At 69.2% G+C, this 17,153-nt stretch carries 16 protein-coding genes and 1 riboswitch; of the genes, 4 read left to right on the top strand and 12 right to left on the bottom strand.

Annotation, left to right across the window (positions count from 1 at the left end; genetic code table 11):
- Positions 1 to 184: 184 nt before the first annotated feature.
- Together FDM97_RS09005 and FDM97_RS09000 are read right to left on the bottom strand one after the other, a co-directional pair.
- Positions 185 to 1,546 (bottom strand): NYN domain-containing protein, encoded by a 1,362-nt coding sequence (locus FDM97_RS09005; protein WP_137989855.1) that lies wholly within the window; start codon positions 1,544 to 1,546, stop codon positions 185 to 187.
- A 34-nt stretch (positions 1,547 to 1,580) separates the two neighbouring features.
- On the bottom strand, positions 1,581 to 1,823 hold the full coding sequence (locus tag FDM97_RS09000) for a hypothetical protein (protein WP_137989853.1): 243 nt from the start codon (positions 1,821 to 1,823) through the stop codon (positions 1,581 to 1,583).
- A 156-nt stretch (positions 1,824 to 1,979) separates the two neighbouring features.
- Between FDM97_RS09000 and FDM97_RS08995 the strand changes: the two genes are divergently transcribed.
- Positions 1,980 to 2,714, top strand: a complete 735-nt coding sequence (locus FDM97_RS08995; RefSeq protein ID WP_137989851.1) for a rhomboid family intramembrane serine protease — start codon at positions 1,980 to 1,982, stop codon at positions 2,712 to 2,714.
- Positions 2,711 to 2,992 carry an Lrp/AsnC family transcriptional regulator gene (locus FDM97_RS08990; protein ID WP_017238849.1) on the top strand — a complete coding sequence of 94 codons (282 nt, stop codon included), beginning with the start codon at positions 2,711 to 2,713 and terminating at the stop codon, positions 2,990 to 2,992. Before FDM97_RS08995 ends, FDM97_RS08990 begins: the two co-directional genes overlap by 4 nt.
- 70 nt (positions 2,993 to 3,062) lie before the next feature.
- On the opposite strand, the gene FDM97_RS08985 is transcribed toward FDM97_RS08990, so the two are convergent.
- The 6 genes from FDM97_RS08985 to ctaE all read right to left on the bottom strand — a co-directional run bounded on the left by FDM97_RS08985 (position 3,063) and on the right by ctaE (position 10,330).
- Positions 3,063 to 4,493 carry an aminotransferase class V-fold PLP-dependent enzyme gene (locus tag FDM97_RS08985; RefSeq protein ID WP_137989849.1) on the bottom strand — a complete coding sequence of 477 codons (1,431 nt, stop codon included), beginning with the start codon at positions 4,491 to 4,493 and terminating at the stop codon, positions 3,063 to 3,065.
- 209 nt (positions 4,494 to 4,702) lie between these two features.
- Positions 4,703 to 4,819, bottom strand: a riboswitch (SAM riboswitch).
- A 122-nt stretch (positions 4,820 to 4,941) separates the two neighbouring features.
- Positions 4,942 to 6,006, bottom strand: coding sequence for an anthranilate phosphoribosyltransferase (trpD, locus tag FDM97_RS08980; protein ID WP_137989847.1), 1,065 nt, complete (start codon positions 6,004 to 6,006; stop codon positions 4,942 to 4,944).
- A 149-nt stretch (positions 6,007 to 6,155) separates the two neighbouring features.
- A complete protein-coding gene (qcrB, locus tag FDM97_RS08975; protein ID WP_137989844.1) occupies positions 6,156 to 7,781 on the bottom strand; it encodes a cytochrome bc1 complex cytochrome b subunit in 1,626 nt (541 codons plus the stop codon).
- Complete coding sequence (gene qcrA, locus FDM97_RS08970; protein ID WP_137989843.1) at positions 7,778 to 8,830, bottom strand: cytochrome bc1 complex Rieske iron-sulfur subunit; 1,053 nt, start codon at positions 8,828 to 8,830, stop codon at positions 7,778 to 7,780. The genes qcrB and qcrA overlap by 4 nt, the downstream gene beginning before the upstream one ends.
- Positions 8,827 to 9,636: a cytochrome bc1 complex diheme cytochrome c subunit gene (qcrC, locus tag FDM97_RS08965; RefSeq protein WP_137989841.1), complete on the bottom strand. Its 810-nt coding sequence runs from the start codon at positions 9,634 to 9,636 to the stop codon at positions 8,827 to 8,829. The genes qcrA and qcrC overlap by 4 nt, the downstream gene beginning before the upstream one ends.
- A 73-nt stretch (positions 9,637 to 9,709) precedes the next feature.
- Entirely contained in the window at positions 9,710 to 10,330 is a 621-nt protein-coding gene (gene ctaE, locus FDM97_RS08960; RefSeq protein ID WP_137989839.1) for an aa3-type cytochrome oxidase subunit III, read from the bottom strand.
- Positions 10,331 to 10,507: 177 nt separating this feature from the next.
- On the opposite strand from ctaE, the gene FDM97_RS08955 reads away from it, so the two are divergent.
- Positions 10,508 to 10,909, top strand: a complete 402-nt coding sequence (locus tag FDM97_RS08955) for a response regulator transcription factor (protein WP_137989837.1) — start codon at positions 10,508 to 10,510, stop codon at positions 10,907 to 10,909.
- A 39-nt stretch (positions 10,910 to 10,948) separates the two neighbouring features.
- On the opposite strand, the gene FDM97_RS08950 is transcribed toward FDM97_RS08955, so the two are convergent.
- The 4 genes from FDM97_RS08950 to ctaC all read right to left on the bottom strand — a co-directional run bounded on the left by FDM97_RS08950 (position 10,949) and on the right by ctaC (position 15,426).
- Positions 10,949 to 12,202, bottom strand: coding sequence for a L,D-transpeptidase (locus FDM97_RS08950; protein WP_137989835.1), 1,254 nt, complete (start codon positions 12,200 to 12,202; stop codon positions 10,949 to 10,951).
- A gap of 130 nt (positions 12,203 to 12,332) precedes the next feature.
- A complete protein-coding gene (locus FDM97_RS08945; RefSeq protein WP_137989832.1) occupies positions 12,333 to 12,731 on the bottom strand; it encodes a cytochrome c oxidase subunit 4 in 399 nt (132 codons plus the stop codon).
- Positions 12,728 to 14,464: an aa3-type cytochrome oxidase subunit I gene (gene ctaD, locus FDM97_RS08940; protein ID WP_137989830.1), complete on the bottom strand. Its 1,737-nt coding sequence runs from the start codon at positions 14,462 to 14,464 to the stop codon at positions 12,728 to 12,730. The genes FDM97_RS08945 and ctaD overlap by 4 nt, the downstream gene beginning before the upstream one ends.
- The gene (ctaC, locus tag FDM97_RS08935) at positions 14,461 to 15,426 is read right to left on the bottom strand and encodes an aa3-type cytochrome oxidase subunit II (RefSeq protein WP_137989828.1); all 966 of its coding nucleotides are present in this window, start codon (positions 15,424 to 15,426) and stop codon (positions 14,461 to 14,463) included. The genes ctaD and ctaC overlap by 4 nt, the downstream gene beginning before the upstream one ends.
- A 289-nt stretch (positions 15,427 to 15,715) precedes the next feature.
- On the opposite strand from ctaC, the gene FDM97_RS08930 reads away from it, so the two are divergent.
- On the top strand, positions 15,716 to 17,098 hold the full coding sequence (locus FDM97_RS08930) for a cysteine desulfurase/sulfurtransferase TusA family protein (RefSeq protein ID WP_137989826.1): 1,383 nt from the start codon (positions 15,716 to 15,718) through the stop codon (positions 17,096 to 17,098).
- Positions 17,099 to 17,153 lie beyond the last annotated feature (55 nt).

Raw genomic sequence — 17,153 nt, 5'->3', positions numbered from 1 at the left:
TGAGTGATCAACCGCGCGAAGGTTCGAGGCCCGACCCTAGTGACCATCTTGTGATCAGTTCAAATCCTCATGGGCAAAATCTCGCCCACGGGCCACATTATTTCCGCACACCACACGGGTAGTAATGGCCACTTGACCCTGCGCCCTCCAGAATTCGGGCATTAACCCCAGGAGTTACGAGACGTCACGAGGCGCGCGAAAGCCGCTTCAGCAACAAGGCGGACGCGACCGGCCGCGCACCGGCCTTGGCCACGCCGTCGGCGACCTCGCGGTCGGTGGAGACCACCACGACCGGACGCCCCGGGGGCTCGGCGCGCACCAGCTGACGGATCAACTCGTCGGCGGTGACGCCCGGCTTGGAGAACAGCACCCGCACCCCGCGCGGGGGCGCGAGGAGCACCGGGGCCGCCAGCTCCGCCCCGTCGAAGACACACGTGACCTCGGCGCCCGAGCGGGCCGCGAGCGCGGAGAGCCCGCCGAGCAGCCGCAGCCGCTGCTTCTCCAGCGGCATGGTCGGGTAGCCGGTCTTGGTGACGTTGTAGCCGTCCACGACCAGATGCGCCTGCGGGAGCGCGAGGAGCTGGTCCAGGAGCGCCGGGTCGGTCTCGGAGAGCGCGCGGGCCGCGATGTCCTTCGGCGACATCCGGCCCGGCTCCACCGCGTCGACGGTGTCGGCCGGGTGGACGGAGACGGGCGGCAGGGCCAGCTCGCGGCGCAGCCCCTGCGCGGCGTCGAGCACCGTGTCGAGCAGCAGCCGCAGCCGCATGTCCTCCACCGAGCGACCCTCACGGGCGGCCCGGCGGCTGGCCTCGAGCGCGGCCTCGACCTCGCCGAGCCGGGCCTTGAGGCGTCGGGTCTCGGCGTCGGCGGCGGAGATCTGCGCGGCCGTCTCCGCCCTGACCGTGTCGATCTCGGCCTGGGCGCGGCGCAGGGCCGCCTCGCCGCGCTTCACATCGCTCTGGGCGCTGCGCAGCTTGCGGTGAAGCGATTCGGCTTCCTTGCGGGCCGCCTCCAGATCGGTGCGCAGCTGCTCGCTCTCCGCGCGGCCGCGCTCCTTGGCGGTGGCGACCTCCTCGCGCAGCCGCTCCAGCTCACGCCGGCCGGCCTCGTCGGCCCGCTCGGCGTCCACCCGCTGGGCCTCCTCGCCCGCGGCCGCGACCAGCTTGATCCAGCCGGGCGGACGCAGCACATAGGCGGCCGCGGCGACGTCGACGGGGTCGGCGGCGGCGGGCGGGGCGCCGGACTCGACGGTCCCGGCCAGCTCGGGCTGGGCCTCCTTGAACCGCTCGCCGATCCGCTGCCGGAACAGCGGATCGCTCTCCAGGGCGGCGGCCATGGCGTTGCCCGCGAACTTGGCCCGCCGGCTCGCGGTGAACCGTGCGTACTGCCGCAGGGGTGCCGGAAGCTCCGCGACGGTCAGCCCGCCGAAGGCGTCCGAGACCAGCGCGACGACCTTGCGCCGTACGCCTTCCGGCAACGGGCGGTCGAGCGCCTCGGCAGCGTCACCTGCCGCGCCGGCCGGCTCACCGTGCGCGGGCTGCTCCACGATCCGTCACCCCACTGTCATTCGCGCCGATCCGTCAGGATTCGGCGCCCGGCCTGTCCACGAGCTCGATCTGGTCCACCGCGTTGCACCAACGGCAGCGGACCGACTCGATGGTCTCACTGACCACCTGACGCTCCTCGACCTTCGGCTCTCCCGCGAGGTCCAGATGGACGTACTCGACGACCTTGGAGGAGCGGGTCACATCGAACCGGGTCAGATTGCCGCAGAGCGTGCAGCGCCAGCGGGTCTCGGCGGTCGGCAGGGGAACCGTCGTCATCGTGCCGTCCTCTTTCATGTGCGTGAAGCGGGTGCGGGTGCCGCGGTGCGCCGTCGAACTGCGGAGGTACTGCCCGTCACCCTACGGCCTCGCGGGTACCCCATGTCGCGGCGAGGCACTCTGTCCAGTTCGGCCCCGTTACGCCATGATCTGTCCATGATCGACTGGCGGGAAGCTGCCCACGGCGCCTGGCGCGGCGCCCGGAACGGGCCGACGGTGACGTACGGCCTGATCGGCGTCTGCTGCTTCACGTTCCTGATCAGCCCGGTGTCCGGTCTCGTCCCGGTCCAGGGGACGGCCGACGCGGTCCTCGCGGCGCAGAGCGCGTACTTCCAGCGCTGGGGAGTCGTGCCCGCCGAGCTGATGAGCAGCGAGCCGCGTGCCCTGCTCACCCCGCTGACCGCCCTGTTCGTCCACGGCAGCTGGCTGCATCTGCTAGGGAACATGCTGTTCCTCTACGTCTTCGGGGCGATGGCCGAGGAGCGGATGGGGGCCGTCGAGTTCGCCCTCTTCTACCTCGGCTGCGGCTACCTGGCGCTGCTCGGCTACGCGGCGGCCCACGCGAGCAGCGAGCAGACGCTGGTGGGGGCGTCGGGGGCGATCTCGGGGGTCCTCGGCGCGTTCCTCTTCCTCTTCCCCCGGTCCCGGGTGACCAGCCTGTTCCCGTTCCTCTTCTTCCTGCCGCTGCGCTTCCCCGCCTGGATCGTGCTGGTCTTCTGGTTCGTGCTGCAGTGGCTCGCGGCGCGCTCGGCCGGGCCGGGGCCGGGGGTCGCGTATCTGGCGCATGTGGTGGGCTTCGCCGTCGGCTTCCTCTACGCCTGGGGTAGGTACAGACGTGGGGCTACAGTGAAGGCCCAAGCCGCGGCGACCGAGGGAGAAAGCCAGCCGTGATCACCGCGATCGTGCTCATCAAGACCAGTGTGGACCGCATCCCGGAGATCGCGGAGTCGATCGCCGCGCTCGACAGCGTCAGCGAGGTCTTCTCGGTGACCGGCACGTACGACCTGATCGCCATGGTCCGGGTGCCCCGGCACGACGATCTGGCGGACGTGATCCCCGGCCGGATCAGCAAGATCCCCGGCGTCGAGGCGACGGACACGCACGTCGCGTTCCGTACGTACTCCCAGCACGACCTGGAAGCGGCCTTCGCGATCGGCCTGGAGTCGTAGGACTGCTCGCGGGAACGCGCGGGAAGGGGGCTCCCGGTCGGGAGCCCCCTTCACCCGTACGAGTGGGTGCTCAGCCGCGGTCCGGGACGCAGCGGCCGTCCTCGGTGCGGTAGTTCCAGCGCGCGCCGTCCCGGACGAGCTCCTTCACGGCCCGTACGAAACGCTCCACGTGCTCGTCCGGCGTACCGGCGCCGAAGCTCACGCGGATGGCGTTGAGCGACTTCTCCCCCGGCGCGGCCTCCGGAGCGCCGCACTCGCCCACCACCTGCGGGTCGCTGCCGAGCAGCGTGCGGACCAGCGGGTGGGCGCAGAAGAGGCCGTCGCGCACCCCGATGCCGTACTCGGCGGAGAGCGCGGCGGCGAAGTGGGAGCTGTTCCAGCCCTCCACGACGAACGAGAGGACGCCGACGCGCGGGGACTCGTCGCCGAAGAGCGAGAGGATCCTGACCTCGGGCACCTCGGCGAGGCCCTCGCGGACCGTGGCGATCAGGTGCTGCTCGCGGGCGACGAGGCCCTCGAATCCGGCCTCGGTGAGCGCCTTGCAGGCGGAGGCGATGGAGTAGACGCCGATGACGTTCGGCGAACCGGCCTCGTGGCGGGCGGCGGTGGTGTGCCACTCGACGTCCACACCGCCGTCGGCCCGGCGGGCGACCGTACGGGAGGCGCCGCCGCCCGCGAGGTACGGCTCGGCGGCCTGCAGCCAGTCGGCGCGGCCCGCGAGGACGCCCGAGCCGAACGGGGCGTACAGCTTGTGCCCGGAGAAGGCGACCCAGTCCACGTCCAACTCCCGTACGGAGACGGGGTGGTGGGGCGCGAGCTGGGCGGCGTCGAGCACGATACGGGCGCCGTGGGCGTGCGCGGCGGCGGCGAGCTCCTTCACCGGCCACAGCTCACCGGTGACGTTGGACGCGCCGGTCACGCAGACGAGGGCGGGGCCGTAGGGGTCGCGGTCGGCGAGCGCGCGCTCCAGGGTCTCGACGGCCTGGGCGGGGGTGCGCGGCGCGTTGAGGTAGGTGACGCGGGCGTCCTTCCAGGGCAGCAGCGAGGCGTGGTGCTCGGTCTCGAAGACGAAGACCTCGCAACCGGCCGGAATGATCCGGGAGAGCAGGTTGAGCGAGTCGGTGGTGGAGCGGGTGAAGACGACCTGGTCGCCGGGGCGGCAGTCGAGGAACTCGGCGACGGTGACGCGGCTGTTCTCGAAGAGGTCGGTGGAGAGCTGGGAGAGGTACCCGGCGCCGCGGTGGACGCTGCCGTAGTACGGGGCGTAGGCGGCGACGTCGTCCCAGACGCGCTGCAGGGCCGGCGCGCTGGCGGCGTAGTCGAGCGCGGCGTAGGTGACCTCGCCGCCGGTCACGAGCGGGACGGTGACATCCCGGCCGAGGACCGGGAGCGGGGCGGCGCAGCAGGGGTCGCCGGACTCGGCGGCGCAGTCGGTCGCGGTGGCGGTGGCGACGGCGGTGACGGTGACGGTGGCGGTGGCGGTGTTCGGGTACGCGGACATGGCGGTATCTCCCGGCAGGACAAGGCGAAAGGGCGGTGACGGACCCGCAGGGCAGCGCGAAGTGGGGTGCCGCGTACGGGTGTTGCCTCGACACACGACCGTGGTGGTCGCGCGGAGGGTGTGTCGGAGAAGGGGCTTCTCAGCCCTATCGCATTCGCTTGCTCACGAGACTGCTCCCTTGAGGACCAAGGACCCCAGGGGCAACAAGGGGTCCGCGCTTGCCGGGGACCTTGCTGTCCACGGCCTGGTCTTCACCCGGGGCACCCCGCCACGGACGGAGGGTTGCCGGACAGCTAGCCGGGGCTTCACAGCTGTCACTCATGACCTGCCCAGACGCTATGACAGGTGATCGCGACGGCGCAACCCGTGTCCGGGATCCGGGACGCGAAAAGGGGCCCGGCGGCGGCCGAACCCCTTCTCCACGCGTTCCTCACGCGCCGGAGGCGCGCTACGCGTTGCTGGCGGCGATCCAGCGCTCCAGGGCCTGGCGTGCCGCGCCCGAGTCGATCGACTCCGCCGCCTTCGCGATCCCCTCGCGCAGCTGCTCCACCAGGGTGCCCCCGGTCGGCTCAAGGGCGGCCAGCGCCGCCGCCGAGTTGAGCAGCACCGCGTCCCGTACCGGACCCGTCTCGCCCGCGAGCAGCCGGCGGGCCACATCGGCGTTGTACGAGGCGTCGGCACCGCGCAGGGCCTCCACCGGTACGAGGTCGATGCCGACGTCCCGCGGGTCGAAGGCCTCCTCGCGCACCGCCCCGTCCCGTACCACCCACACGCGCGAGGTGGCCGTGGTCGTCAGCTCGTCCAGGCCGTCGTCGCCGCGGAAGACGAGCGCGGAGGAGCCGCGCTCGGCGAGCACCCCGGCCATGATGGGAGCCATCCGGGCGTCGGCGACGCCGGTCGCCTGGGCCTTGACCTTGGCCGGGTTGGTGAGCGGACCGAGGAAGTTGAAGGTGGTCCGGATGCCGAGCTCCTTGCGGGCGGCGGCCACATGGCGCAGCGCCGGGTGGAACTTCACCGCGAAGCAGAAGGTGATCCCGGCCTCCTCGGCGACCTCGGCGACCCGCCGCGGGGTCAGCTCCAGATTGACGCCGAGCTTCTCCAGGACGTCGGAGGCGCCGCTGGCACTGGAGGCGGCCCGGTTGCCGTGCTTGACGACCTTGGCACCGGTGCCGGCGACCACGATCGCGGACATGGTGGAGATGTTGACGGTCTTGGCGCCGTCGCCGCCGGTGCCGACGATGTCCACGGACGGGCCGGGGACCTCGATCAGGTTGGCGTGCTCGTACATCGTGCGGACGAGCCCCGTGATCTCCTCGACCGTCTCGCCCTTGGCGCGCAGCGCGACCGCGAAGCCGGCGATCTGGGCGTCGGTGGCCTCGCCGCGCAGGATCCGGTCCATCGCCCAGGCGGTGTCCTCGGCGCTCTGGTCGCGGCCGGTCAGCAGTCCTTCCAGGACGGTGGGCCAGGAGCGGCCCGCCGTGGTAGGTCCTCCAGCGGGGGTCACAGCGCTCATGGCAGCTCCTGGTTCGGTCGCGTATCAGGTTGCCTCCACCCTATCGACCCGGGGGCACGGCAAAGAGCCCCGTCCATCGAATGGACGGGGCTCCCGCTGTGGCGACCTTCTAGGGGTCCCCCCGGGGCGAAGCCCTGGGGGGAAGGTGATCAGTGGTGGCCGTGGCCGCTCGTGATCTCCTTGTACTCCTCGGCGGTGGGCTTGGCGATCTGGTTCTCCTCGCCGTAGTAGCCCTTGCTGAGCTTGACCCGCAGCTTCTCCATGCGGCCGATCTTCCGCTCGACGCCGTTCTCGTCGACCAGCGGACCGAGCTCGGCCGGCTCGTGCTGCTCGTGGGCCGTGAGGCGGTAGAGCTCGCCCTGGCTGAGCGGCTGGTGGACCTCGACGAACTCACCGTGCGGCAGGCGCTTGATGATGCCGGACTCGCGGCCGTGCAGCACCTTGTCCTTGTCGCGGCGCTGGAGGCCGAGGCAGATCCGCTTGGTGGCGATGAACGCGATGACCGGTCCGACGAAGAAGAAGATCCGGACGAACCAGGTGATCGAGTTGATCGACAGCTGGAAGTGGGTGGCCCAGAGGTCGTTTCCACCACCGATCAGCAACACCATGTACGCCGTGATCCAGGCGACGCCGAACGCCGTCCGGGTCGGGGCGTTGCGCGGACGCTGCGCGATGTGGTGCTCGCGCTTGTCCCCGGTGATCCAGGACTCGATGAACGGGTAGACCGCGATCGCGACCAGGACCAGCGGGAAGATCATCAGCGGGATGAAGACGCCGAGGACCAGCGTGTGGCCCCAGAGGTTGATCTCCCAGCCGGGCATGACACGGATCAGGCCTTCGGAGAAGCCCATGTACCAGTCGGGCTGCGCGCCGGTGGACACCTGGTCCGGACGGTACGGGCCGAGCGCCCAGATCGGGTTGATCGAGGCGACCGCCGAGATGACCGCGATGACACCGAAGACCAGGAAGAAGAAGCCTCCGGCCTTGGCCATGTAGACCGGCAGCAGCGGCATGCCGACGACGTTCTTGTTGGTGCGGCCCGGCCCTTCGTAGTGCGTGTGCTTGTGGTAGAAGACCAGGATCAGGTGGGCGACCACCAGGCCGAGCATGATGCCGGGCAGCAGCAGGACGTGGGCCGAGTAGAACCGGGCCACGAAGTCGCCGCCGGGGAACTCGCCGCCGAACAGGAACATCGACAGGTACGTGCCGACGATCGGCACGGACAGGATCGCGCCCTGCATGAAGCGGACACCGGTGCCGGAGAGCAGGTCGTCCGGGAGCGAGTAACCGGTGAAGCCGGTGAACATGCCCAGGAAGAACAGCAGGAAGCCGAACAGCCAGTTGATCTCACGCGGCTTGCGGAACGCGCCCGTGAAGAACACGCGCATCATGTGCACGAACATCGCCGCGAGGAAGATCAGCGCGCCCCAGTGGTGGATCTGCCGGATGAGCAGACCACCGCGCACATCGAAGGAGATGCGCATGGTCGAGTTGAACGCCTCGGACATCAGCTGTCCCTGGAGCGGGACGTAGCTGCCGTGGTACTCCACCTCGTTCATCGACGGGTGGAAGAACAGCGTCAGGTACACACCCGTGAGGATGATGACGATGAAGCTGTAGAGCGCGACCTCACCCAGCATGAAGGACCAGTGGTCCGGGAAGATCTTGCGCATGTTGGCCTTGGCCAGGGAGTAGATCCCCAGGCGGCCGTCGGCCCAGTCGGCCACCCGCTCGCCGGCGGGTGCCTTCTTCTTCGTATCGGTCACAGTGCTCATCCGCGCTCCCAGAAGGCAGGGCCGACGGGCTCGTCGAAGTCGCCGAGCGCCTCGAGGAAGCCCTTGTCGTTCACGCCGATCCGCAGCTGCGGGAGGGCGTGACCGGCCGGGCCGAAGATGACGCGGGCGCCGTCGGAGAGGTCGAAGGTGGACTGGTGGCACGGGCAGAGCACGTGGTGCGTCTGCTGCTCGTACAGGGAGATCGGGCAGCCCACGTGGGTGCAGATCTTCGAGAAGGCGACGATGCCCTCGTGCGACCACTCGAGCTCGCGCTTGTCCTTGATGTCGTCCGGCTGGATACGGACGATCATCAGGGCGGCCTTGGCGATCTGGACCTGGAAGTCGTGGTCGTGCTCCGAGAGGCCCTCGGGCATCGCGAACGTCAGCGAACCGACGGCGACGTCCTCGGGACGCAGCGGCTCGTGCGTGTTCATGTTGATGAGCTGCTTGCCCTCGGCCCACATGGTGGAGCGGAGCTTCTTCTCGGGCAGCGGGCCCATGTCACGAAGCAGCACGAGACCGGAGAGCGGTACGAGCGACAGCGCGCCGAACATCGTGTTGCGGATCAGCTTGCGGCGGCCGAAGCCCGACTCGGCGGCACCGGCCGCGAAGTCCGACATGACCTTCGCCTTGGTCTCCGGGGAGGCCTCGATCGGGTGACGCTCGTCGGCGATCTCGACATCGGACATCAGGGTGCGGGCCCAGTGGACCGCACCCGCGCCGATGAAGAAGAGCGCGGCACCGAGGGTCAGACCCAGCGAGAAGTTGAGCGCGCTCACCCGGCCGAACGGCCAGATGTACACGATCTTGTCCACGGGGAAGATCACGTACGAGGCGATGAAGCCGACGGTGGCCAGCATCGACAGCGTGAACATGAAGGCGACCGCACGCTCGGACCGCCTGGCGGCCCGCTCGTCGATGTCCTGGATACGCGGCTTGTGGGGCGGAAGGCCCGGGTCGGCGAACGGGTCTTCGGCGACCTTCACCGCGCCGTGCGCGGTGGCCTGCTCTACGGGCAGGTTCTCTTCTGGAATCTCTTGGCTACTCATGACTTCTTGGCCTTAGCGGTGTGGGCCGCGACCCAGACGGCAACTGCGATCAGCGCACCCAGGCCGAAGACCCATGCGAACAGACCCTCGCTGACCGGGCCGAGGCCACCGAGCTTGAACCCGCCGGGGTTGTCGGCCTTGTCGCTGTTGACGGCCTGGACGTACGCGATGATGTCCTTCTTCTCCTTCTCGGGCATCGTCGTGTCCGGGAAGGAGGGCATGTTCTGCGGGCCGGTCAGCATGGCCTCGTACAGGTGCTTGGGGCTCACGCCTTCGAGGTTCGGGGCGTACTTGCCGTGCGTCAGCGCGCCGCCCTCACCGGTGAAGTTGTGGCACTGGGCGCAGTTGTTGCGGAACAGTTCGCCACCGCGGCCGATGTTGGCGCCGTCGGGGCTGTACTGGCCCTCCTTCGGCGTGATCGGACCGGCACCGAGGGAGGCGACGTACGCCGCAAGCTGGTCGATCTGAGCCTGCGAGTAGATGACCTTCTTCTTCGGCACCTGGGCGCCCGGCTGCTGGGCCGGCATACGGCCGGTGCCGACCTGGAAGTCCACGGCCGCCGAACCGACGCCCACGAGGGACGGGCCGTCAGAGGTGCCCTGACCGCCGGTTCCGTGGCAGCTGGCGCAGCCGACGGCGTAGAGCTTCTGGCCCTCCTCGATGGCGAGGGACTGGGCGGATTCTTCGGCCTTCGCCGTGCCCGCGGGTGCGAACGCGGCGTACAGCCCCCCAGTGGCCGCCAGCGCGAGAAGGAGGACGACGACCGCCGCCAGCGGATGGCGTCGTCGTACGGAGAGCTTTTTCACGGATTACCCCGGTGTCAGGATCTTCTGCGTCGATGCTTGCTGGATGTCTCGGTTCGCCGAGCGGGCGCCCCGATTACTTGATCATGTAGATCGTGGCGAAGAGGCCGATCCAGACGACATCGACGAAGTGCCAGTAGTAGGACACGACGATGGCGGCGGTTGCCTGCTCGTGAGTGAACCTCTTGGCGGCGTACGTCCGGCCCAGGACCAGCAGGAAGGCGATGAGACCGCCCGTCACGTGCAGGCCGTGGAAGCCGGTGGTCAGGTAGAACACGGAGCCGTACGGGTCCGACGAGAGCGAGAGACCCTCGTGCTTGACCAGCTCGGTGTACTCGAAGACCTGGCCGCCGATGAAGATCGCACCCATCACGAACGTGATGATGAACCACGTCCGGAGCTTCTTCACATCGCCCCGCTCCGCGGCGAAGACGCCGAGCTGGCAGGTGAGGGAGGAGAGCACCAGGATCGTGGTGTTGGTGGCCGAGAACGGGAAGTTCAGGGCCTCGGCCTGTTCCGCCCAGAATTCGGCACCCGTCACCGATCGCAGGGTGAAGTACATCGCGAAGAGGGCCGCGAAGAACATCAGCTCGGAACTCAACCAGATGATGGTTCCGACGCTGGTGAGGTTCGGTCGATTGACCGACGGGTGCGCGTGCCCGGTTTCTACTGTCGTTACTGTCGCCACGACCGACATTATGTCGGTCGCTTATCCCGCCCTCACTCCGGGGGGTGCCGTTCGGAGTGTCAGGGGCCTGTGGCCAAGCCGAACGGCCCATCGATGCGGCCTCCCAGCCGGTGTCGAACCGGTGTTGACGGGGTGTGGGACGGAGTAGCATCCGCCGCATCGGTTGATGACCTTCACGGAGGAACGATGCAGTCGAGCGCCACGGTCCTGGTCTACAGCGACGACGCGAACACGCGGGAACAGGTGCGGCTGGCTGCGGGGCGCAGGCCAGCGGCCGACGTTCCCCCGGTCGAGTTCATCGAATGCGCGACACTCCCGGCCCTGCTGAAGCGGCTGGACGAGGGCGGCGTCGACGCGTGCGTCCTGGACGGCGAGGCGGTGCCGGCGGGCGGGATGGGCGTGTGCCGCCAGATCAAGGACGAGGTCTTCCGCTGCCCGCCCGTACTGATCCTGATCGGCCGCCCGCAGGACGCCTGGCTGGCCACCTGGAGCCGCGCGGACGCCGCGGTCACCCTTCCGGTGGAACCGGTCGAGTTCACGGCGTCCCTGGCGTCCTTGCTGCGCAAGCGCCTCGCCGTGGACGCCTGACAAGCGCCTGGCTGAGCGCCCCGGAGGTGCACCGAGCCCTCAAATTGAGGGCCTGAGCCGGTTCGGGTTCGGCTCGTGGGCGGCGCTCTTGGTGTCGGTCACCAGGGCGCTGCCCTTGCGCCACTTGTCCCAGGGCATGTTCCAGTCGCCGAAGCCGTTGCCGAACGTGTCCATTGTGTCGCCGTAGCTGTTGACGGTCTTCACGATGTCGCCGGGGCGGACGGTCTCGAAGAACCAGGCCGCGTTCCCTGTCGACATGCCGACACAGCCGTGACTGACGTTCGCCACGCCCTGTGAGCCGACGGACCAGGGCGCGGCGTGGACGTATTCACCACTCCAGGTGACGCGGGTCGCGTAGTAGACGGGCAGGTCGTACGATTCCGCGCTGCCCGCCGCGATGCCCACGCTGGTGCCCCGCATCCGGACGAAGTACTCCTTGCCGAGGATGACTTTGATCCCGTTACGGGTGGAGAAGCCCGGTTTCCCGGTGGTCACCGGAATGGTCTTGATCACCTTTCCGTTGCGCCGCACGGTCATGGAGTACGAGCCCGCGTCCGCGATCGCCTCGATCCGGTCGCCGATCGTCAGCTTCAGCGGCTTCGACTCGCCGCCGTAGAGCTTGTCGCCGACCTTGACGCCCGCGAGGTTGCCCGTGACCGTGATCGCCGCCCCGGCGGGCCAGTACTCCTTCGGACGGAAGTGCAGTTTCTTGTCGTCCACCCAGTGCCAGCCGCCCTCCACCGACGGCGTGGAGCGCACCTTCAGGGCCCGTTCGACCACCGCCCTGGCCGCCCGGTCCTTGACGGGGAGGCTGAGGTCGGCCGTGATGGGCTGTCCGACGCCGTACTTGCCCGCCTCCGGGCCGAACTTCACGGTCAGGGCCCGTTTGGCCGGGGCCGTCTCGAACGTGAACGTACGGGTGCCGGGAGCGCCGTCCTCGTCCTCCGTGGCCACCTTGACCGTGTAGCGGCCGCCGGCCGTCAGAGAGCCCGTGGAACGCCACCGCTGGCCGTCCGCGGTGAGTTCGCCCGCCAGGTGGTGCCCGGTCGCGTCGACGGCCGTCACGTCGGTGATGCGGCCGTCCGTGCCCTTGGCCGTGATTTCCAGCGCCTTGTCCGGGTCGGCCTTCTTGCCGTCCTCGGGAGCGTTGAAGGAGATCTGCCGCTCCGCGTCGTACGGCCTCGCCGACAGCGGATGGCCCTGGGAGCCCGCGCAGGCGGTGGCGCCGGCGGTGACGGTGAGGGCCAGAAGAGTGCAGATCGGAACAGTCCGAATGCGCGGCGTGTCGTTCATGACATCACCGTAAGAACATTCCTCGGAGCCAGCGCGCCGAGTGCTGCAAAAGAGGGGCCCGGGCACTTCGGTGACGAAGCGTCCGGGCCCCTCGGGGTCCTGCGGGTCCTGCGGGTCCTGCCGGGTCCTGCTACTGGTTCTGGTTCTCACCGCGGTAGAACTCGAACACCCAGCCGAAGATGCCGACCAGGATCAGCGGAGCCGAGAAGTACAGGATCCACCAGCCCATCGCGACACCGAGGAAGGCGAGAGCGCCACCGAGGGCCAGCGAGAGCGGCTGCCAGCTGTGCGGGGCGAAGAAGCCCAGCTCGCCGGCCTCGTCCGCGACGTCGGCCTCCTTGTCGTCCTGCGCCATGGCGTCCACTCGCCGGGCCGTGAAGGCCAGGTAGTAGCCGATCATGATGGCGAGGCCGAAGGCCAGGAAGAGCGCCGTCGTACCGACCGGCTCCTTCGACCACACGCCATAGAGGATCGCCATGGCGAGGATGAAGACGCTCAGCCAGATGAACATCTTGCCCTGGATCTTCACTTGCCGGCCTCCTTGCCACCGGAGAGGGCAGCCACCTCGTGAGGCTTGTTCTCGAGCTGGTCGAGAGCGGCGATCTCAGGGTGGTGCAGGTCGAACGCCGGGGATTCGGAACGGATCCGGGGCAGGGTGAGGAAGTTGTGCCGCGGCGGCGGGCAGGACGTCGCCCACTCCAGCGAACGGCCGTAGCCCCACGGGTCGTCGACCTCGATCTTCTTGCCGTACTTGGCGGTCTTCCATACGTTGTAGAAGAACGGCAGCATCGACAGGCCGAGCAGGAAGGAGGAGATCGTCGAGATCGTGTTCAGCAGGGTGAAGCCGTCGGCCTCCAGGTAGTCCGCGTAACGACGCGGCATGCCCTCGGCACCGAGCCAGTGCTGCACCAGGAACGTGCCGTGGAAGCCCACGAACAGCGTCCAGAAGGTGATCTTGCCGAGCCGCTCGTCCAGCATCTTGCCCGTGAACTTCGGCCACCAGAAGTGGAAGCCGGAGAACATCGCGAAGACCACGGTGCCGAAGATGACGTAGTGGAAGTGCGCGACGACGAAGTACGAGTCGGAGACGTGGAAGTCCATCGGCGGCGAGGCCAGGATGACGCCGGTCAGACCACCGAAGGTGAACGTGACCAGGAAGCCGACGGCCCAGAGCATCGGTGTCTCGAAGGACAACGAGCCCTTCCACATCGTTCCGATCCAGTTGAAGAACTTCACACCGGTCGGTACGGCGATGAGGAACGTCATGAAGGAGAAGAACGGCAGCAGCACACCACCGGTGACGTACATGTGGTGCGCCCACACCGTCACGGACAGACCCGCGATCGCGATCGTCGCGGCCACCAGACCGATGTAACCGAACATCGGCTTGCGGCTGAAGACCGGGATGACCTCGGAGATGATGCCGAAGAACGGCAGCGCGATGATGTACACCTCGGGGTGGCCGAAGAACCAGAAGAGGTGCTGCCACAGCAGCGCTCCACCGTTGGCCGCGTCGAAGATGTGCGAGCCGAACTTCCGGTCCGCCTCCAGGGCGAACAGCGCGGCCGCGAGCACCGGGAAGGCGAGCAGGACCAGAACACCGGTCAGCAGCACGTTCCAGGTGAAGATCGGCATCCGGAACATCGTCATGCCCGGAGCGCGCATGCAGATGATCGTGGTGATGAAGTTGACCGAACCGAGGATCGTGCCGAAGCCGGAGAAGGCCAGACCCATGATCCACATGTCGGCACCGACACCCGGCGAGCGGACGGCGTCCGACAGCGGGGAGTAGGCGAACCAGCCGAAGTCGGCCGCACCCTGCGGGGTGAGGAAGCCGGCCACCGCGATGATCGAGCCGAAGAGGTACAGCCAGTACGCGAACATGTTCAGCCGCGGGAACGCCACGTCGGGCGCGCCGATCTGCAGCGGCATGATCCAGTTCGCGAATCCGGCGAACAGCGGCGTCGCGAACATCAGCAGCATGATCGTGCCGTGCATCGTGAACGCCTGGTTGAACTGCTCGTTCGACATGATCTGCGTGCCCGGACGGGCAAGCTCGGCGCGCATGAAGAGCGCCATCAGACCGCCGATGATGAAGAAGACGAACGACGTCAGCAGGTACATCGTGCCGATCGTCTTGTGGTCGGTGGTCGTCAGCCACTTCACCACGACGTTGCCGGGCTGCCTGCGGCGTACCGGGAGCTCGTTCTCGTACGAGTCCTCAGCCGCGGCCGCACCCTGGGGTTCGTTGAGGATGCTCACAGTTGGTTCTTCTCCGCATTCCTGGCCGGGTCCGTCTGCTCAATGCCCGACGGGATGTAGCCGGTCTGCCCCTTCTCCGCCAGCTCCTTCAGGTGCTGCTGGTAGCGCTCCGGGGAGACCACCTTGACGTTGAAGAGCATCCGGGAGTGGTCGACACCGCAGAGCTCGGCACACTTGCCGAGGAAGGTGCCCTCCTGCGTCGGGACGACCTCGAAGGCGTTGGTGTGCCCCGGGATGACGTCCTGCTTCATCAGGAAGGGGACCACCCAGAAGGAGTGGATGACGTCACGGGAGGTCAGGACGAACCGGACCTTCTCGCCCTTGGGCAGCCACAGGGTCGGGCCCGGGTTGCCGGTCTGCGGGTTCCGGTCACCGGGGATACCGGCGTCGTAGACGCCGCCGGCGTTCGCCGGGAAGTCGTCCTTGTACCGGTCCGGAATGGCCGCCAGGTTGGGGTTCGTCTGCGCGTCGCCCGTCACTCCGGGCACGTTCTCGACGTAGTTGAAGCCCCAGCTCCACTGGTAGCCGACCACGTTGATGGTGTGGGCCGGCTTGTCGGAGAGTTCGAGGAGCTTCGACTCGTCACGCGCGGTGAAGTAGAAGAGCACCGAGACGATGATGAGCGGAGTGACCGTGTAGAGCGCCTCGATGGGCATGTTGTACCGCGTCTGCGGAGGTACCTCGACCTTGGTGCGGCTGCGCCGGTGGAAGATGACCGCCCACATGATCAGACCCCACACCAGGACACCCGTGGCGAGCGCAGCCGCCCACGAGCCCTGCCAGAGGGAAAGGATCCGGGGCGCCTCTTCCGTCACCGGGGTCGGCATACCAAGGCGGGGGAAGTCTTCCCAGTTGTACGAGCAGCCCGTGGCTGTCGCCAGGATCAGGCCCGCAGTCAGCACCTGCGGCAGCTTCCGCCGCATCGGGCGCCGCGACGAGCGGTCGGAGCCGTTGGGACTCACGTAGCGCCTTCCCGAGAGTCTCGGCCCGCGCTGGTCGGCCACGGCCGTCCGTCACGCTGGTCGGTCGCCGCCCCGGCCGCGGGCAGGGGTTTGGATGTTTATGCGGACCAAACCCTACTGGACGCTATTTGGGGTCGCGCGGGGAGGGTGCCCAACGCGCCGTCCGACTCCCCGAAGGGATGGACCCCGCCCTTCCGGAGGGGGGTCCCGGACCCCTGGGGGAGGTCCGACCGGCGGCGCGGGCGGGGCATCTGACGGAGGGTCGGCGCACGGGGGCTAGCGTGGTCGTGTGCCCTACTTCGATGCCGCCTCCTCCGCACCGCTCCACCCCGTCGCACGCCAGGCGCTGCTTGCCTCCCTGGACGAGGGGTGGGCCGACCCCGCCCGTCTCTACCGCGAGGGGCGGCGGGCCCGGCTGCTCCTGGACGCGGCGCGGGAGGCCGCCGCGGAGGCCGTGGGCTGCCGCCCCGACGAGCTCGTGTTCACTCCTTCGGGGACGCGCGCGGTTCACTCCGGAATTTCCGGCGCGCTCGCGGGGCGTCGGCGTGTCGGAACCCGGCTGGTGTTCTCGGCGGTCGAGCACTCCTCCGTCCTGCACGCGGCCGAGGCGCACGCGGCGGCGGGCGGGTCGCTGGCGGAGGTGCCGGTGGACCGGTCCGGGGCGGTGGAGGCCGCGGCCTTCGCGGCGGCCCTGGACGCGGGGACCGCGCTGGCCTGTCTGCAGTCCGCCAACCACGAGGTGGGGACGGTGCAGCCGGTGGCGGAGGTCGCGGAGGCCTGCCGCGCCGCGGGGGTGCCGCTGCTGGTCGACGCGGCGCAGTCGCTGGCGTGGGGACCGGTGGAGGGCGACTGGTCGCTGCTCGCGGCGAGTGCGCACAAATGGGGCGGACCGGCCGGGGTGGGGCTGCTCGCCGTACGCAAGGGGGTGCGGTTCGCGCCTCAAGGTCCGGCGGACGAGCGGGAGTCGGGGCGGGCGCCCGGCTTCGAGAACCTGCCGGGGATCGTGGCCGCGGCGGCGTCGCTGCGGGCGGTGCGGGCGGAGGCGGAGGCCGAGTCGGTACGGCTGCGGGCTCTGGTGGACCGGATCCGCGCCCGGGTGCCGGAGCTGGTGCCGGACGTGGAGGTGGTGGGCGACCCGGTGCGCCGGCTCCCCCATCTGGTCACGTTCTCCTGTCTCTATGTCGACGGGGAGACCCTGCTGCACGAGCTGGACCGGGAGGGTTTCTCCGTTTCGTCCGGTTCGTCGTGCACCAGCTCGACGCTGACGCCCAGCCATGTGCTGCGTGCGATGGGGGTGCTGAGCGAGGGAAACGTACGGGTCTCGCTGCCGACGGGAACGCCGGAGGAGGACGTGGACCGCTTCCTGGAGGTGCTGCCGGGGGTGGTCGCGCAGGTACGGGAGCGGCTCGGCGCCCCGGAGGCGGTGACGGGGGCGGACGGGTCGGGGGCGCTCGTGGTCGATGCGCGGGGCAAGCGCTGCCCGATCCCGGTCATCGAACTGGCGAAGGTGATCGGCGACGTACCCGTGGGCGACACGGTCACCGTCCTCGCCGACGACGAGGCGGCCCGCCTGGACATCCCCGCCTGGTGCGAGATGCGCGGCCAGGAGTACGTGGGCGAGGAGCCGTCCCCTGAGGGCGGCACGGCGTACGTGGTGCGCCGGGTGGCGTAGGCGGTAGGCACCGAGGTGCGGGGGCGGGGCGCCGGGGCGGGGATGCCCGCCCCGG

Origin of the sequence: Streptomyces vilmorinianum (assembly GCF_005517195.1) — a bacterium.
Classification (GTDB): domain Bacteria; phylum Actinomycetota; class Actinomycetes; order Streptomycetales; family Streptomycetaceae; genus Streptomyces; species Streptomyces vilmorinianum.
Note: the sequence above shows the minus strand (reverse complement) of the source record. Positions and strands in the feature narration are given on the sequence as shown.

What these genes read in the sequence shown, in the direction of transcription:
- FDM97_RS08955 (WP_137989837.1), top strand. Translation starts at nt 10,508, where the DNA reads ATGCAGTCGAGCGCCACGGTCCTGGTCTACAGCGACGACGCGAACACG.
- qcrB (WP_137989844.1), bottom strand. Translation starts at nt 7,781, where the DNA reads ATGAGCACTGTGACCGATACGAAGAAGAAGGCACCCGCCGGCGAGCGG.
- FDM97_RS08950 (WP_137989835.1), bottom strand. Translation starts at nt 12,202, where the DNA reads ATGAACGACACGCCGCGCATTCGGACTGTTCCGATCTGCACTCTTCTG.
- ctaE (WP_137989839.1), bottom strand. Translation starts at nt 10,330, where the DNA reads ATGTCGGTCGTGGCGACAGTAACGACAGTAGAAACCGGGCACGCGCAC.
- FDM97_RS09000 (WP_137989853.1), bottom strand. Translation starts at nt 1,823, where the DNA reads ATGACGACGGTTCCCCTGCCGACCGCCGAGACCCGCTGGCGCTGCACG.
- qcrA (WP_137989843.1), bottom strand. Translation starts at nt 8,830, where the DNA reads ATGAGTAGCCAAGAGATTCCAGAAGAGAACCTGCCCGTAGAGCAGGCC.
- trpD (WP_137989847.1), bottom strand. Translation starts at nt 6,006, where the DNA reads ATGAGCGCTGTGACCCCCGCTGGAGGACCTACCACGGCGGGCCGCTCC.
- FDM97_RS08995 (WP_137989851.1), top strand. Translation starts at nt 1,980, where the DNA reads ATGATCGACTGGCGGGAAGCTGCCCACGGCGCCTGGCGCGGCGCCCGG.
- FDM97_RS08985 (WP_137989849.1), bottom strand. Translation starts at nt 4,493, where the DNA reads ATGTCCGCGTACCCGAACACCGCCACCGCCACCGTCACCGTCACCGCC.